Below are 16,240 nucleotides of genomic sequence, written 5' to 3'. Positions count from 1 at the left end.
TGCATCTGCGCAACCCACTTCCCACCGAAGTTGTTGGTAGTCACTGACAGGCAGGTCTTCTGGCTTAGCGTCATTCTCGCCCGTCCTTCCCAATCTCACGATCAGTGGTCTATACGGGGTCGTCAGCATCACAGCAGCGGGGGCTGCGGGGGATTCTCACCCCCTTCCCAACCACAAATGTGGCAAACCTGTCAGCTCAAGAGCCGATTTAATTCAGCTCTGCGTCATGAGGAAAATTCAAGACCTCATGACAGTAATTCAAATTAATATCTTTCCGGGTTCATCTAGCCAATGTTTTGGCATTAACCCATGCAATTCATATGTTCGTATTCTGAATGAAAGCGTCCGTAAAGAATAAAGAAAGTCTTTCACATAGACACTGTATCTCATCACAAAAATAAAAACTGGTGCAGTTTATCCCTCTAATACCATTATTTTGTTGCGCTATGACAATTTATTGACTGCTGCTCCTGGTTTTCATTTTATAATGACGGACATACCGTACGATATCAAAAATCGGCAATAGCAAATTATTGCTATTTATGCTGACTCATTGGACGAAACAACATTTATTTGCTGGCGAAAAGCCTGCGGCGTAACCTGATACGTCTGGCGAAAAACTTTGCAGAAATAACTGGTCTGCGAAAAGCCTAAATTACGCGCAATGCTGGCAATGCTCCAGTCGCTATGACAAAGCAACTCTTTAGCGCTTGCCATCCGCTGTTGGTTTACCCAGGCGTTAAACCCGATTCCCTGATATTTTTTGAACAACTTACTGAAATAGTATGGGCTCAGGTAAACATGAGATGCGACATCTTCCAGACGCAGATCGTCTGATAAATGTGCATCAATATAGCGCAGAGCCTTCTTCATTTTACTGTCATGCGGATTCGAACTACGGTTAGCTCTGACCGGCTCCGATTGTTGAGGATTATCTTTGATGACGACAAAATTGATTTGTTTTTTAAGACAATTTTCGACAATCAACTTCAGCAGATCCGCAGAGGCAATAACTCGTGAATAGTCCATTTCCGGGACATTACGAAATTCGCTAACCAGTTCAGGGTCGGCCTGCCAACGGTCATCCACATTCAGAATATCGACTAACCCTACATCATTGCTTAAGCGAACCTGACCGCATAACACGAACCCGACCAGATGACCCGCTATGACTAAAGGAATCGAGAAGTCAGTAAGCCCGGCGTGACACCGATAGATGCAGGGTTGATCGGATTTTGACGCCTCAAGCCCTCCACAGCGATCGCTCATTCTGCAGCGGGCACTGTGCTGGGGGTGTTGGCGCATCAACTGACAAAATGGCGTGAAATTAAATAGCTCAGAAATTTCATCACCGTGAATATTGACAACCACAACCGCCAGACTGGTGGCCTGCGCAAAATCCTGTGCGATTTTATTAATGAGTTCTGAGTTCAGGGCACTCGCAGAAATCATGATAAAACCTCTCAGTTAATTTATTGTTATAAATAAAACATATTATTTACATCCCATTTTCATCTCGCCATCCAAAGCAATGATAAAAAGGTGTAAAGGACAATAACAAAAGTCTCCCATTCTTGGGAGACTTTTTAAGCGGTTCAGGAAACCGGATCACGAAATCAAATTTTGCATGTCAAAAATAAACATTTTCCATAGAGCTAGCTCTCGTTTCCCTCCAGCTTGCATGTATTACATGGTAAGTTTTTGCCTATAAAATAACGATAAATTGCGGCTCCCGCACAAGCGCCGATAATAGGTGCCACAATCGGTACGATGAAATAGGGAATTTCTCGCCCTCCGGTCATCGCAACATTTCCCCACCCGGCAAGCCATGCGAATAGTTTCGGGCCGAAATCACGCGCCGGGTTCATGGCAAACCCGGTGAGTGGGCCGGTGGATGCGCCAATAACAGCGACCAGCAGGCCGATGAGCAAGGGAGCCAGGGGTCCTTTAGGAACACCATTACCATCATCAGTCAGTGCCATGATTAAGCCCATCAGAATGGACGTAATCACCACCTCCACCAGCGCGGCCTGCCAGACGCTCAGCGCAGCCGCAGGATAGGTACTAAAAATACTGGCGAGCTGCAGGCTTTCCAGACTACCGCGAACCATCTGGTGTGTCGTTTCGAACTCGATAAATAGACTGCCGTACAACAGATAGGCCAATAACGCGCCGCCAAAGGCTCCTGCCACCTGCGCAACGCTATAGGGCAACACTTTACGCCCCGGAAAACAGGCAAACAGCCACAACGCGATGGTGATGGCAGGATTGAGGTGCGCCCCGGAAATCCCGGCGGTCAGATAGACAGCAAGCGAGATACCCAACCCCCATATGATACAGATCTCCCACAATCCTAAACTTGCACCGGCGACTTTCAGCGCGCTCAGACATCCAATGCCAAAAAACAAAAACAGTCCGGTACCCAAAAACTCGGCAATACATTGCGCTTTTAGTGAATCGTTCATCGTGACACCTTCTGAGTAGAGTTCGTGTCTTGACCAGCGGACTCCTTGCTGGCAGTAGAATACTTCGATGTTTACTATAAGAAGCCCTGTCGGCAAATTGTTGGCAACCTGCTTACACGATGCTTTTAAAAATCGTGTGGCGATAACAAATTCTTGCCATTTTATTAATTAAAATCAGCAAGGAATACGGACAATAAGCCTATTAGAAGGCAACTATAAGCATAATAAAATATTGCTATCAGTAGATTCCCGTTTTCAAATCAACATCACAATTTCATTTCTTCCACATAGCAAATGATATTAACCCTGTCATCAGGAAAAGTGTAAATATGGAATTAACATAGCCAAAAAATCACATCAGAAAATTACAACAAAACACCAAAAATCAATAAGTTATAATATATTTTAGCAATTTTATATCACCGAACACTTACTATTTTTTCACTCTCACATTCAAGTCAGCCATTCTTTTTCCTCGCTTCTTTTTATAGTCATGAATATCGGGACAACCCAGGCGAGGTCTTTATGCAACAAGAAGCGTTAGGAATGGTAGAAACCAAAGGCTTAACTGCAGCCATAGAGGCCGCAGACGCAATGGTGAAGTCAGCCAATGTAATGCTGGTCGGCTACGAAAAAATTGGTTCAGGGCTGGTAACCGTTATCGTGCGCGGCGATGTCGGCGCAGTAAAAGCAGCAACCGATGCGGGTGCCGCTGCCGCACGTAATGTGGGTGAAGTGAAAGCCGTACATGTGATCCCACGCCCTCATACCGATGTTGAAAAAATCTTACCGAAGGGAATTAGCTCATGAGCAGCAATGAACTGGTTGAACAGATCATGGCGCAGGTGATTGCCCGAGTGGCAACGCCAGAACAGAAGGCTATCCCAGAAAATACTCCTCCAATACGAGAAACGGCTATGGCAGAGAAAAGCTGCAGTTTAACGGAATTTGTCGGCACTGCGATTGGCGACACGGTTGGCCTGGTGATCGCAAACGTCGACAGCGCCCTACTGGACGCGATGAAACTTGAAAAACGTTACCGCTCCATTGGCATTCTGGGCGCACGTACAGGCGCGGGCCCACACATCATGGCCGCCGATGAAGCGGTAAAAGCGACAAACACGGAAGTCGTCAGTATTGAGCTTCCTCGCGATACCAAAGGCGGAGCGGGTCACGGTTCTCTGATTATCTTAGGCGGTAACGATGTTTCCGATGTGAAACGCGGAATTGAAGTCGCGCTGAAGGAACTGGACCGCACGTTTGGCGATGTCTATGCCAACGAAGCTGGTCACATCGAGATGCAATACACCGCCCGTGCAAGTTACGCGCTGGAAAAAGCCTTCGGGGCGCCGATTGGCCGTGCCTGCGGCGTTATCGTCGGGGCGCCTGCTTCTGTGGGGGTATTGATGGCTGATACCGCACTGAAATCCGCCAACGTTGAAGTGGTTGCTTATAGCTCCCCGGCACATGGCACCAGCTTCAGTAACGAAGCTATCCTGGTGATTTCCGGCGACTCAGGCGCCGTACGTCAGGCCGTTATTTCCGCGCGTGAAATTGGCAAAACGGTCCTTGCGACGCTCGGCTCAGAGCCGAAAAACGATCGTCCGTCCTACATCTGATATCAGTGAGGCTGATTCATGAGATCGAAAAGATTTGAAGCACTGGCGAAACGCCCTGTGAATCAGGACGGCTTCGTTAAGGAGTGGATCGAAGAAGGCTTCATTGCGATGGAAAGCCCGAACGACCCTAAACCATCGATAAAAATCGTCAACGGTATGGTCACTGAGCTTGACGGAAAAGCCGCCAGCGAATTTGATCTGATTGACCATTTCATTGCCCGTTACGGTATTAATCTGTCACGTGCAGAAGAAGTCATGGCGATGGACTCCGTCAAACTCGCCAATATGCTTTGCGACCCCAATGTGAAGCGCAAGGACATTGTTCCGCTGACAACCGCGATGACACCAGCAAAAATTGTCGAAGTGGTTTCACATATGAATGTGGTTGAGATGATGATGGCAATGCAGAAAATGCGTGCCCGTCGAACCCCTTCTCAACAAGCGCACGTCACGAACGTAAGAGATAATCCGGTGCAGATTGCAGCAGATGCTGCAGAAGGCGCATGGCGTGGTTTTGACGAGCAGGAAACGACCGTTGCCGTGGCGCGTTACGCACCGTTTAACGCCATTGCGCTGCTCGTCGGTTCACAGGTTGGGCGTCCAGGTGTGTTAACCCAGTGCTCACTGGAAGAAGCCACCGAACTGAAGCTCGGCATGTTGGGCCACACCTGTTACGCAGAAACCATTTCTGTGTACGGGACTGAACCCGTCTTTACCGATGGCGACGACACCCCATGGTCGAAAGGCTTCCTGGCCTCCTCTTACGCTTCTCGCGGTCTGAAAATGCGCTTTACCTCAGGCTCTGGATCAGAAGTTCAGATGGGATACGCCGAAGGCAAATCAATGCTCTATCTGGAGGCGCGCTGCATTTACATCACTAAAGCCGCGGGGGTTCAGGGGTTACAAAATGGTTCCGTCAGCTGCATTGGCGTCCCTTCCGCCGTACCGTCAGGCATCCGTGCTGTGCTGGCAGAAAACCTGATCTGTTCTTCACTGGATCTGGAATGCGCATCCAGTAATGACCAAACCTTTACTCACTCGGATATGCGTCGTACCGCGCGTCTGCTGATGCAATTCCTGCCAGGTACTGATTTCATCTCTTCTGGTTATTCCGCCGTACCGAACTACGACAACATGTTCGCGGGTTCTAACGAAGATGCAGAAGACTTTGACGACTACAACGTTATTCAGCGTGACCTGAAAGTGGACGGCGGTCTGCGCCCGGTGCGTGAAGAGGACGTTATCGCCATTCGTAATAAGGCCGCCCGCGCGCTGCAGGCTGTTTTTGCCGGAATGGGTTTACCGCCAATTACCGATGAAGAAGTTGAAGCGGCCACTTACGCGCACGGTTCAAAAGATATGCCGGAACGTAACATTGTTGAAGATATTAAGTTTGCTCAAGAGATCATCAATAAAAACCGTAACGGTCTGGAAGTGGTGAAAGCCCTTGCCCAGGGTGGGTTTACTGATGTTGCTCAGGACATGCTCAACATCCAGAAGGCCAAGTTAACCGGAGACTATCTGCATACCTCCGCCATTATCGTCGGCGACGGACAAGTGCTATCCGCAGTCAATGACGTCAACGATTATGCCGGTCCGGCAACAGGTTATCGCCTGCAAGGCGAACGCTGGGAAGAGATTAAGAATATCCCCGGCGCACTTGATCCCAACGAGCTTGGCTAAGGGGTGAATAATGGAAATCAATGAAAAGCTGCTGCGCCAGATAATTGAAGACGTGCTGTCTGAGATGCAGGCCAGCGATAAACCTGTTTCTTTCCGCGCGCCTACGGCGGCTGTCGCATCACAAACATCTGCTCATGGCGATGGTTTTTTGACCGAAATTGGCGAGGCTAAGCAGGGGCAGCAACAGGACGAAGTGATTATTGCCGTAGGTCCGGCATTCGGTCTGTCGCAAACCGTCAATATTGTCGGTATTCCGCACAAGAATATCTTGCGCGAACTGATCGCCGGTATTGAAGAGGAAGGCATTAAAGCACGTGTTATCCGCTGCTTTAAATCTTCTGACGTGGCATTTGTCGCCGTGGAAGGCAACCGTCTGAGCGGTTCAGGGATCTCAATTGGCATCCAATCCAAAGGTACCACCGTTATCCACCAGCAAGGTTTACCGCCGCTTTCTAACCTCGAGCTATTTCCCCAGGCTCCGCTTCTGACGCTGGAGACTTATCGCCAGATCGGTAAGAACGCAGCGCGTTATGCCAAGCGTGAATCTCCGCAGCCGGTTCCTACGTTAAATGATCAGATGGCACGTCCGAAGTACCAGGCAAAATCAGCCATTCTGCACATTAAAGAGACCAAATACGTCGTGACGGGCAAAAACCCGCAGGAACTGCGCGTGGCGCTTTGATAAAGGATAACTCCATGAATACCGACGCAATTGAATCGATGGTTCGTGATGTGTTGAGCCGTATGAACAGCCTGCAGGGAGAGACCACAACGCCTGCTACGACTGGTGCATCAACGCATACCGCAGCAAAAGTCACGGATTACCCCCTCGCGAATAAACATCCGGAGTGGGTCAAAACCGCGACGAACAAAACCCTGGATGACTTCACGCTTGAAAATGTGCTGAGCAATAAGGTCACCGCGCAGGATATGCGTATCACACCCGAAACGCTGCGCATTCAGGCTGATATCGCCAAAGATGCCGGACGTGACAGGCTGGCGATGAACTTTGAACGCGCAGCAGAGCTCACCGCTGTCCCTGACGATCGCATTCTTGAGATCTACAACGCGCTGCGTCCTTACCGCTCAACGAAAGCCGAACTGATGGCCATCGCTGATGATCTCGAAAATCGTTATCAGGCGAAAATCTGTGCAGCTTTCGTTCGTGAAGCGGCAGTGCTGTATGTAGAGCGTAAAAAACTCAAAGGCGACGACTAACCTCAGGACAGGACGATGCGATATATAGCTGGCATTGACATAGGCAACTCATCAACGGAAGTCGCTCTGGCGACGCTGGATGATGCGGGTACGCTGAGCATTACTGGCAGCGCACTGGCGGAAACCACCGGAATTAAGGGCACATTACGTAATGTGTTTGGTATTCAGGAGGCGCTTTCGCTTGCGGCAAAAAATGCAGGCATCAATGTCAGCGATATTTCGCTCATCCGTATTAACGAAGCCACACCGGTTATTGGTGATGTGGCGATGGAAACCATTACCGAAACCATCATCACCGAATCCACCATGATCGGCCACAATCCCAAAACGCCCGGCGGCGTTGGGTTAGGTGTGGGGATCACGATTACCCCGGAAGAGTTGTTAACCCGTCCATCAGATGTTCCTTACATCCTGGTTGTGTCATCCGCATTTGATTTTGCGGATGTCGCCACGATGATTAATGCCTCTGTTCGCGCGGGGTACCAGTTAACCGGCGTAATTTTGCAGCAAGACGACGGTGTACTGGTCAGCAATCGCCTGAATCAGCCGATCCCCATCGTTGACGAAGTGCTCTATATCGACCGCATTCCATTAGGGATGCTGGCTGCAATAGAGGTCGCTGTTCCAGGAAAAGTGATAGAAACCCTCTCCAACCCTTACGGAATTGCGACTGTCTTTAACCTTGATGCGAACGAGACCAAAAATATTGTTCCCATGGCACGAGCGCTGATAGGCAACCGCTCTGCAGTGGTCGTGAAAACCCCATCAGGCGATGTGAAAGCCCGTGCGATTCCTGCCGGAAACATTGAGCTACAGTCACAGGGGCGCACCGTTCGCGTTGACGTTGCAGCTGGCGCTGAAGCGATTATGAAAGCGGTTGGCGAATGTCCAAAGCTTGATAACGTCACCGGTGAAGCAGGAACCAATATTGGCGGCATGCTGGAGCACGTACGCCAGACAATGGCGGAGTTGACCAACAAGCCCAGCCAGGAAATCTTTATTCAGGATCTGCTGGCCGTTGATACTTCCGTCCCTGTCAGCGTCACGGGAGGGCTTGCCGGAGAGTTCTCACTGGAACAGGCGGTCGGTATTGCCTCAATGGTGAAATCGGATCGCCTGCAAATGGCGACGATAGCTCAGGCAATCACGCAAAAACTCAGCATTGATGTACAGGTTGGCGGCGCTGAAGCTGAAGCGGCCATCCTGGGCGCGTTAACCACGCCGGGCACCACGCGTCCATTGGCTATTCTGGATCTCGGCGCGGGCTCCACAGACGCCTCCATCATTAACCCTAAAGGTGAAATCATTGCCACGCACCTCGCGGGAGCTGGCGATATGGTCACGATGATTATTGCCCGCGAACTGGGACTGGATGACCGGTATCTTGCTGAAGAGATTAAAAAATATCCGCTGGCGAAAGTAGAGAGTTTGTTCCACCTTCGCCATGAAGATGGCAGCGTCCAGTTCTTCCCTTCCCCTTTGCCACCTGCAGTGTTTGCGCGCGTTTGCGTGGTGAAACCGGATGAACTGGTGCCACTACCTGGTGAGCTGGCGCTGGAGAAAGTCCGGGCTATTCGTCGCAGCGCAAAGGAGCGCGTATTTGTCACCAATGCGTTACGTGCACTACGTCAGGTGAGTCCAACCGGGAATATTCGGGACATTCCTTTTGTCGTGCTGGTCGGTGGGTCCTCTCTGGATTTCGAAGTGCCTCAACTGGTCACCGATGCACTGGCGCATTACAGACTGGTGGCAGGTCGCGGCAATATTCGGGGCACAGAAGGTCCCCGAAATGCCGTCGCAACAGGGTTAATTCTCTCCTGGTACAAGGCATTCGCTCATGGAAAGTAATCTCACTGCTCCCGCTATCGTGATCTTCACCGTCGGGGACTGCACCACACTCTGGAATGACGTGCTTCTGGGTATTGAAGAAGAAGGTATCCCCTTCGTGATTCAGGAAACAGATTCCACCGACATTGTTCACAACGCATGGCTGGCTGCATGTCAATCGCCACTGCTTGTTGGCATTGGGTGCAGCAGGGAAAAACTGGTCGTTCATTACAAAAACCTACCGACTTCAGCCCCCATTTTTACGCTGAAGTATCAACAAGATAACCATGCTCGCCGCAGCATCGGCAATAACGCTGCGCGACTGGTTAAAGGCATCCCCTTCCGGGAATGCCACTCATAATCCACAGGAGAAAAGCAGTATGAATAACGCACTGGGACTGGTTGAAACAAAAGGGCTTGTCGGCGCTATTGAAGCCGCTGACGCCATGGTGAAATCCGCTAACGTACAGTTGGTTGGTTACGAAAAAATCGGCTCTGGCCTTATCACCGTTATGGTTCGCGGTGATGTCGGCGCAGTTAAAGCCGCCGTAGACGCCGGGAGTGCAGCAGCAAGCGCCGTTGGCGAGGTGAAATCCTGCCACGTTATCCCGCGTCCACACAGCGACGTTGAGGCTATTTTACCTAAGTCCGCTTAACTGGCCGCATACAAGGAGCACAGCGTGAAGCAATCACTGGGATTACTTGAAGTTAGTGGTCTGGCATTAGCCATCAGTTGCGCGGACGTCATGGCGAAAGCCGCATCCATCACGCTGGTGGGTCTCGAAAAAACCAACGGCTCAGGCTGGATGATGATCAAAATCATCGGGGATGTGGCCTCCGTCCAGGCGGCCATTTCCACCGGAGCCAGTTTCGCAGACCTTCGGGATGGGCTGATTGCTCATAGCGTGATCGCCAGACCAGGGGAAGGCATTCTTACCCATGGCGTCGTCGAGCCCGCCCCCGTCATCGTCCCTACACCGGTCGTGGCGGAAGACAGAGCAGAAGAAGAGAAATACGAGGAAGAGGCATTACCTGCAGCCCTGCAGGAGCCTGAACTGATTAGCTGTAATTTGTGTCTTGATCCCGCCTGCCCGCGCCAGAAGGGAGAATCTCGCTCACTCTGCCTGCACGCCGGTAAACGAGGTGAAGCGTAATGGATAAACAGCAACTGGAAACAACGGTCAGTAAAGTGCTGGATGAAATGCGTGAACGCCCTATTCCTCTGGGTATCTCGAATCGTCATATTCACCTGTGCGCAGAAGATTATCACCGCCTGTTCCCCAATCAGCCCATCAGCGAAAAAAAAGGTCTGTTGCAGCCGGGGCAATATGCAGCAAACCAGACCGTTACGCTTGTTGGCCCGAAAGGCCAGTTAAAAAATGTGCGTCTGTTGGGGCCACTTCGTAGCAGCAGTCAGGTGGAAATATCCCGCACGGATGCTCGCACACTAGGCATCAATGCGCCGCTACGGATGTCGGGAAATATTCAGGGTACACCTGGTATTCGCCTTGTCAGCCCTTTTGCCGAACTGGATTTAACGTCCGGGGTGATCGTCGCACAGCGTCATATTCATATGTCGCCGCTTGATGCGCTTATTCTGCGTGTCTCCCATGGCGATAAAGTCTCGGTCGCCATCAATGGCGACGAGCGCCGACTCATTTTCGATAACGTCGCCGTACGTGTTTCACCGGATATGCGCCTTGAAATGCATATCGATACTGACGAAGCCAATGCAGCAGGGGCTGATAATCCACAGGCATTTGCCACGCTGGTGACCTCACGATGAACGACGAACGGCTGCAACACATCATCGAGGAGGTCATTTCCCGATTAAAGAAACGCGCGGAAAGCACAATCTCACTGAGCGTCGCGCAGTTGCGGGAAGCCGAGACCCGGTCGTTACTTTGTCAGTACTCAACGCTGTGTATCCTGCAGGCAGACCTGCCTTTGCTCACGCAAATTGCGGAACACGATCCGTCGAGTGTTCCTGCCGTCACCCTCCACGAAGCCCTGGCCTGGGGGGTTCGGGTGAAGCTATCGCTGCAACACCGATTGCTACCGGCGATACCCGTAAAAAAACTCGCGCGATTGCCGCTGGAACTTAGTGACGAACAGGGACGAACCATCACTCTGCATCCCAGAACACTTTTAAGTTATGCCGATGTAGCCCGTTTACAGGATGGATTTCTGGTGCTGCGTCGTCGCTGTGTCGTTACCGCACTGGCAAAGGAAACAGCCGGTATGCGGAATGTACAACTCATTAAGCAGGAGTGAACCATGCATCTGGCACGCGTTACAGGCGTTGTGGTATCCACGCAAAAATCACCATCACTGGTCGGAAAGAAGCTGTTGCTGGTACGTCGCGTCAGTGCTGACGGCGAACTCCCTGACGCCCCAGCTACCGGGGATGAAGTCGCCGTTGACTCTGTCGGTGCAGGAACCGGCGAACTGGTATTACTCAGCAGCGGCTCCAGCGCCAGACTCGTATTTACCGGCCCAAATGAGGCTATCGACCTGGCCATTGTCGGCATTGTCGACACGCTGTCTCGATAGGGGGGACTATGGCGATTTATACCCGAACGGGCGATGCTGGCACGACGGCACTCTTTACCGGCCAACGCGTCAGTAAAACACATCCTCGCGTTGAGGCCTACGGTACCCTGGATGAGCTCAATGCTGCGCTGAGCCTGTGCGTCTGCGCGGTTAAAAACCAACAACATAGCCAGTTACTTGAAGCGATCCAACTTCAGCTCTTTTGGTTTAGCGCAGAACTAGCCAGCGAAAGCGAGCAGCCGAACCCAGAGCAGCGTTACATCAGTTCACAAGATATAGACGCGCTTGAAGCCGCCATTGATACTGCAATGGGACGAATCCCTCCACTGCACAGCTTTGTTTTGCCAGGTCGTAGCGAAGCCGCCAGCCGCTTGCATTTTGCCCGAACGCTGGCACGCCGCGCAGAGAGGCGACTCGTCGAACTCACAACAGAAGTCGCTGTCCGGCATGTATTGATGCGTTATATCAATCGCCTGTCCGACTGTTTATATGCGCTCGCTCGTGCCGAAGATCACGACGCCCATCAAGCCGACATTATCCAAAAAGTGACTGAGCGTTATCTGGCTACCACTCAGACAACAACCACGAAGGAGCCAGCGATGTCATTGTCTTTTCAGGAACTCCATCAACTGACTTGCGCGGCAGTAACGCGAGCAGAAGAACTCAAGATCCCTGTCGTCATCAGCATCGTTGATCCTAACGGTACACAAACGGTGACCTGGCGCATGCCCGATGCTTTGCTCGTGAGTAGCGAACTTGCCCCCAAAAAAGCCTGGACTGCCGTGGCGATGAAAACCGCCACGCATGAATTGAGCGCTGCGGTACAACCGGGTGCCGCACTGTACGGGCTGGAAAGCCATATGCAGGGAAAAGTCGTCACCTTTGGTGGCGGATACGCACTATGGCGTGAGGGTTCACTCCTTGGGGGTCTTGGCATCAGCGGTGGAAGCGTTGAACAGGATATGGACATTGCAGAAACCGCCATCGCGGCGATTAACGTGAGAATACATCAATGAATACTTCAGAACTCGAAACCCTTATCCGTAACATTTTGGCTGAGCAACTCACTCCCGCCAAAAAAGAGATAAAAAGTAACGGTATTTTCCCGTCAGTGGGCGAAGCGATAGACGCCGCTCACCAGGCTTTCTTGCGCTACCAACAATGCCCGTTGAAAACGCGCAGCGCGATCATTCATGCGCTTCGCGAAGAGCTGACGCCTCATCTGGATTCGTTAGCCGCAGAGAGTGCTGCAGAAACAGGAATGGGTAACAAAGAGGATAAATTTCTCAAGAATAAAGCAGCGCTGGATAACACCCCTGGGATCGAAGATCTCACCACAACCGCCCTCACAGGTGACGGTGGCATGGTGTTATTTGAGTACTCTCCTTTTGGCGTGATTGGTTCCGTCGCGCCCAGTACCAACCCAACGGAAACCATTATTAATAACAGTATCAGCATGATCGCTGCCGGAAACAGCGTGTACTTCAGTCCACACCCTGGTGCTAAAACCGTTTCACTCAAACTGATCGCCATGATTGAAGATATTGCGTTTCGCTGCTCCGGGATTCGCAATCTTGTCGTTACGGTCACAGAACCTACGTTTGAAGCTACCCAGCAGATGATGGCCCATCCTAAAATCGCAGTTCTGGCGATTACCGGTGGCCCTGGCATTGTTGCTATGGGCATGAAAAGTGGGAAGAAAGTCATTGGCGCAGGCGCAGGTAACCCGCCCTGTATTGTTGATGAAACCGCCGACATCGTAAAAGCAGCGGAAGATATCATCAACGGAGCCTCCTTTGATTACAACCTGCCCTGTATTGCGGAGAAAAGCCTGATTGTTGTTGATACCGTTGCCGAACGACTGGTGCAACAAATGCAGTCTTTTGGCGCGATGCTTCTGAACAGTGAAGAGATCAACGCATTGCGCGCCGCCTGTCTGCCTGAAGGGATGGCGAATAAGAAACTCGTGGGGAAAAGTCCAGCAACGCTTCTGGACGCTGCGGGTATACCGGTTCCGGCAAAAGCTCCCCGCCTGTTGATTGGCATCGTCAACGCCGACGATCCATGGGTGACCAGCGAACAGTTGATGCCAATGCTACCGATCGTAACCGTCAAAGATTTTGACAGCGCGTTAACGTTAGCGCTGAAGGTTGAAGAGGGACTGCATCACACCGCCATTATGCATTCACAAAATGTGTCACGTTTGAATCTTGCAGCGCGTACGCTTCAGACGTCCATTTTCGTGAAAAATGGCCCCTCTTACGCCGGAATTGGTGTGGGTGGTGAAGGCTTCACAACCTTCACTATCGCGACGCCAACGGGTGAAGGGACAACGTCTGCGCGAACTTTTGCACGTTCTCGTCGTTGTGTGCTGACAAACGGTTTTTCTATTCGCTAATGAGGCTGTCATGAATAGCTTTTCACTGCAAACCCGATTGTACAGCGGCCAGGGAAGTCTGGATGTGCTCAGGCGCTTCACGAATAAGCATATCTGGATTATCTGCGACGGTTTTCTTGCGCGCTCCCCGCTAATTGAGACACTGCGTAGCGCGTTGCCTGCAGATAATCGCATCAGCATATTCAGCGATATCACACCCGACCCAACCATCAGTACGGTAGTACAAGGGATTGCGCAAATGCAGTCCCTGCGACCGGATGTCGTGATTGGCTTTGGCGGTGGGTCGGCGCTTGATGCAGCAAAAGCTATCGTCTGGTTCAGCCGCCAGTTTGGTATTGAAATCGAAACCTGTGTGGCAATCCCCACCACCAGCGGAACCGGCTCTGAAGTCACCAGTGCCTGTGTGATTAGCGATCCCGATAAAGGCATTAAATACCCATTATTTAATGACGCCCTCTACCCGGATATGGCAATTCTGGATCCGATGCTGGTCATCAGTGTCCCTCCGGCCATCACCGCGAACACCGGGATGGATGTTCTGACGCATGCGCTGGAGGCTTATGTTTCCACCAGAGCCAGCGACTTCACTGACGCGCTAGCTGAAAAATCGGCGCAAATCGTCTTCCAGTATCTGCCCGTCGCGGTCAGGAAAGGGGATTGCCTGGCGACGCGGGGCAAAATGCACAATGCGTCAACGCTTGCGGGGATGGCGTTTAGCCAGGCTGGGCTTGGGATTAACCACGCGATAGCCCATCAGATAGGCGGCCAGTTTCATCTGCCCCATGGGCTGGCCAATGCGCTCATACTGACTTCTGTCATTCGTTTCAATGCTTGCGATCCACGGGCAGCCAAACGGTACGCCCGACTCACAAAAGCGTGTCACTTATGCCCGGATAATGCGAGCGACACAGCGGCACTCAATGCGCTGATTCATGCGATTGAGCAACTCAAAAAACAGTGTGAACTCCCCTCTTTTACTGACGCGCTCAAAGACGGAAAGCAAAGCTGGTCACAACGTATACCGTCGATGGTTCAAGCCGCGCTGGCTGATGTTACGCTGCAAACCAACCCTCGCGTAACCAACGCCAGTGCCCTCCAGGAACTGCTTGAGGAATTATTATGAATACAGCCATGTCGGCAGAAACGACGCTTTATGATGTGCAAACGATACGTGAACGCGTCCGTGCTGCGGGCGTGGTCGGAGCCGGAGGCGCTGGCTTTCCTGCGTATGTAAAATTACAGGCCCAAGTCGATACCTTTCTGGTGAATGCAGCGGAATGCGAGCCCATGCTGAAGGTCGATCAGCAGTTAATGGCCTTGCAAGCGGCCCGATTGGTACGCGGTGTGCAATATGCCATGAAAGCCACGGGTGCCAGTACGGGCATTATTGCCCTGAAAGAAAAGTATCGACAGGCCATCGATGCTTTAACCCCACTTCTCCCTGCTGATATCAGGCTGCATATTTTGCCGGATGTTTATCCAGCCGGGGATGAAGTTCTGACGATATGGATGGCGACCGGGCGACGGGTTCCACCTGCTGCGCTGCCAGTCAGTGTTGGCGTCGTGGTCAATAACGTCCAGACCGTGCTTAATATTGCTCGAGCCGTAGAGCAGCAGTATCCCGTCACGCGCCGCACCCTGACCGTTAACGGCGCGGTTGCCAGGCCATTAACACTGACGGTTCCCATCGGCATGTCGTTGCGCGAAGTACTGGAACTGGCGGGGGGAGCCACCGTTGATGACCCTGGTTTTATCAACGGCGGCCCTATGATGGGCGGTCTGATCACGTCGCTGGATACGCCGGTCAGCAAAACGACCGGTGGCCTGTTGGTTTTGCCGAAATCCCATGCGCTGATTCAGAGGCGGATGCAGGATGAACGTACCGTGCTTTCCGTTGCCAAAACCGTTTGCGAGCAGTGCCGCTTATGTACGGATCTCTGTCCAAGGCATTTGATCGGCCATGAATTGTCGCCACATCTTCTGGTACGCGCGGTTAATTACCAGCAAACCGCTACGCCGCAACTGCTGCTTACCGCCCTTACCTGCTCAGAATGCAACGTCTGCGAAAGCGTCGCGTGTCCGGTAGGGATCTCCCCTATGCGCATCAACCGAATGCTCAAACGGGAGTTGCGGGCGAAAAACCAACGTTATGAAGGTCCACTCAACCCGGCCGATGAAATGGCGAAGTACCGACTCATACCGGTTAAACGGCTCATTACCAAGCTGGGTCTCAGTGACTGGTACCACGACGCGCCATTCGCACAAACAGCGTATTCCACTGATACAACGACATTACTGCTACGTCAGCATATTGGCGCCATCGCCATCCCCTGTGTGCAAAAAGGGGAGCGTGTCGTTCGCGGACAATGCGTTGCGGATGTACCGGCAGACGCGTTAGGTGCTCCCGTTCACGCCAGTATCGACGGCATTGTTAGCGCGATAACTGAACACTCCATCACGGTAATAAGAGGTTAACC

18 protein-coding genes and 1 riboswitch are annotated in these 16,240 nt (G+C 51.8%); of the genes, 16 read left to right on the top strand and 2 right to left on the bottom strand.

Annotation, left to right across the window (positions count from 1 at the left end; translation table 11 throughout):
* Nucleotides 1–31 precede the first annotated feature (31 nt).
* Nucleotides 32–207, bottom strand: a riboswitch (cobalamin riboswitch).
* A gap of 333 nt (nt 208–540) precedes the next feature.
* Both pocR and pduF read right to left on the bottom strand, forming a co-directional pair.
* Complete coding sequence (pocR, locus tag N7268_RS14750; RefSeq protein WP_198904516.1) at nt 541–1,452, bottom strand: transcriptional regulator PocR; 912 nt, start codon at nt 1,450–1,452, stop codon at nt 541–543.
* A 203-nt stretch (nt 1,453–1,655) separates the two neighbouring features.
* Complete coding sequence (gene pduF, locus N7268_RS14745) at nt 1,656–2,465, bottom strand: propanediol diffusion facilitator PduF (protein WP_260863467.1); 810 nt, start codon at nt 2,463–2,465, stop codon at nt 1,656–1,658.
* Between the two features lie 525 nt (nt 2,466–2,990).
* On the opposite strand from pduF, the gene pduA reads away from it, so the two are divergent.
* From pduA to pduS, 16 genes are read left to right on the top strand one after another with little or no spacing between them, the layout of a single operon-like run.
* Nucleotides 2,991–3,275 carry a BMC domain-containing protein gene (gene pduA / locus N7268_RS14740; RefSeq protein ID WP_198904518.1) on the top strand — a complete coding sequence of 95 codons (285 nt, stop codon included), beginning with the start codon at nt 2,991–2,993 and terminating at the stop codon, nt 3,273–3,275.
* Complete coding sequence (gene pduB / locus N7268_RS14735) at nt 3,272–4,084, top strand: propanediol utilization microcompartment protein PduB (protein ID WP_198904519.1); 813 nt, start codon at nt 3,272–3,274, stop codon at nt 4,082–4,084. Before pduA ends, pduB begins: the two co-directional genes overlap by 4 nt.
* Before the next feature lie 18 nt (nt 4,085–4,102).
* Nucleotides 4,103–5,767 (top strand): propanediol/glycerol family dehydratase large subunit, encoded by a 1,665-nt coding sequence (gene pduC, locus N7268_RS14730; RefSeq protein WP_198904520.1) that lies wholly within the window; start codon nt 4,103–4,105, stop codon nt 5,765–5,767.
* Nucleotides 5,768–5,777: 10 nt separating this feature from the next.
* Nucleotides 5,778–6,449, top strand: a complete 672-nt coding sequence (gene pduD / locus N7268_RS14725; protein WP_260863466.1) for a propanediol dehydratase medium subunit PduD — start codon at nt 5,778–5,780, stop codon at nt 6,447–6,449.
* Between the two features lie 14 nt (nt 6,450–6,463).
* On the top strand, nt 6,464–6,985 hold the full coding sequence (pduE, locus tag N7268_RS14720) for a propanediol dehydratase small subunit PduE (protein WP_260863465.1): 522 nt from the start codon (nt 6,464–6,466) through the stop codon (nt 6,983–6,985).
* Nucleotides 6,986–7,000: 15 nt separating this feature from the next.
* Nucleotides 7,001–8,833, top strand: coding sequence for a diol dehydratase reactivase subunit alpha (locus N7268_RS14715; protein WP_260863464.1), 1,833 nt, complete (start codon nt 7,001–7,003; stop codon nt 8,831–8,833).
* Complete coding sequence (locus tag N7268_RS14710; protein ID WP_260863463.1) at nt 8,823–9,173, top strand: glycerol dehydratase reactivase beta/small subunit family protein; 351 nt, start codon at nt 8,823–8,825, stop codon at nt 9,171–9,173. The genes N7268_RS14715 and N7268_RS14710 overlap by 11 nt, the downstream gene beginning before the upstream one ends.
* Before the next feature lie 19 nt (nt 9,174–9,192).
* A complete protein-coding gene (pduJ, locus tag N7268_RS14705) occupies nt 9,193–9,468 on the top strand; it encodes a propanediol utilization microcompartment protein PduJ (RefSeq protein ID WP_001057752.1) in 276 nt (91 codons plus the stop codon).
* A gap of 24 nt (nt 9,469–9,492) precedes the next feature.
* Nucleotides 9,493–9,966 (top strand): BMC domain-containing protein, encoded by a 474-nt coding sequence (locus tag N7268_RS14700; protein ID WP_260863462.1) that lies wholly within the window; start codon nt 9,493–9,495, stop codon nt 9,964–9,966.
* On the top strand, nt 9,966–10,598 hold the full coding sequence (locus tag N7268_RS14695; RefSeq protein WP_260863461.1) for a phosphate propanoyltransferase: 633 nt from the start codon (nt 9,966–9,968) through the stop codon (nt 10,596–10,598). The genes N7268_RS14700 and N7268_RS14695 overlap by 1 nt, the downstream gene beginning before the upstream one ends.
* A complete protein-coding gene (gene pduM / locus N7268_RS14690; protein ID WP_260863460.1) occupies nt 10,595–11,086 on the top strand; it encodes a microcompartment protein PduM in 492 nt (163 codons plus the stop codon). Before N7268_RS14695 ends, pduM begins: the two co-directional genes overlap by 4 nt.
* Before the next feature lie 3 nt (nt 11,087–11,089).
* The gene (locus N7268_RS14685; RefSeq protein ID WP_260863459.1) at nt 11,090–11,365 is read left to right on the top strand and encodes a EutN/CcmL family microcompartment protein; all 276 of its coding nucleotides are present in this window, start codon (nt 11,090–11,092) and stop codon (nt 11,363–11,365) included.
* Between the two features lie 8 nt (nt 11,366–11,373).
* Complete coding sequence (gene pduO, locus N7268_RS14680; protein ID WP_260863458.1) at nt 11,374–12,381, top strand: two-domain cob(I)yrinic acid a,c-diamide adenosyltransferase PduO; 1,008 nt, start codon at nt 11,374–11,376, stop codon at nt 12,379–12,381.
* The gene (gene pduP, locus N7268_RS14675) at nt 12,378–13,763 is read left to right on the top strand and encodes a CoA-acylating propionaldehyde dehydrogenase PduP (protein ID WP_260863457.1); all 1,386 of its coding nucleotides are present in this window, start codon (nt 12,378–12,380) and stop codon (nt 13,761–13,763) included. Before pduO ends, pduP begins: the two co-directional genes overlap by 4 nt.
* A gap of 10 nt (nt 13,764–13,773) precedes the next feature.
* Nucleotides 13,774–14,886 (top strand): 1-propanol dehydrogenase PduQ, encoded by a 1,113-nt coding sequence (locus N7268_RS14670; RefSeq protein ID WP_260863456.1) that lies wholly within the window; start codon nt 13,774–13,776, stop codon nt 14,884–14,886.
* Nucleotides 14,883–16,238, top strand: coding sequence for a cobalamin reductase PduS (gene pduS, locus N7268_RS14665; RefSeq protein WP_260863455.1), 1,356 nt, complete (start codon nt 14,883–14,885; stop codon nt 16,236–16,238). Before N7268_RS14670 ends, pduS begins: the two co-directional genes overlap by 4 nt.
* Nucleotides 16,239–16,240: the final 2 nt, after the last annotated feature.

It is taken from the genome of Citrobacter sp. Marseille-Q6884, from assembly GCF_945906775.1.
GTDB lineage: Bacteria > Pseudomonadota > Gammaproteobacteria > Enterobacterales > Enterobacteriaceae > Citrobacter.
Note: the sequence above shows the minus strand (reverse complement) of the source record. Positions and strands in the feature narration are given on the sequence as shown.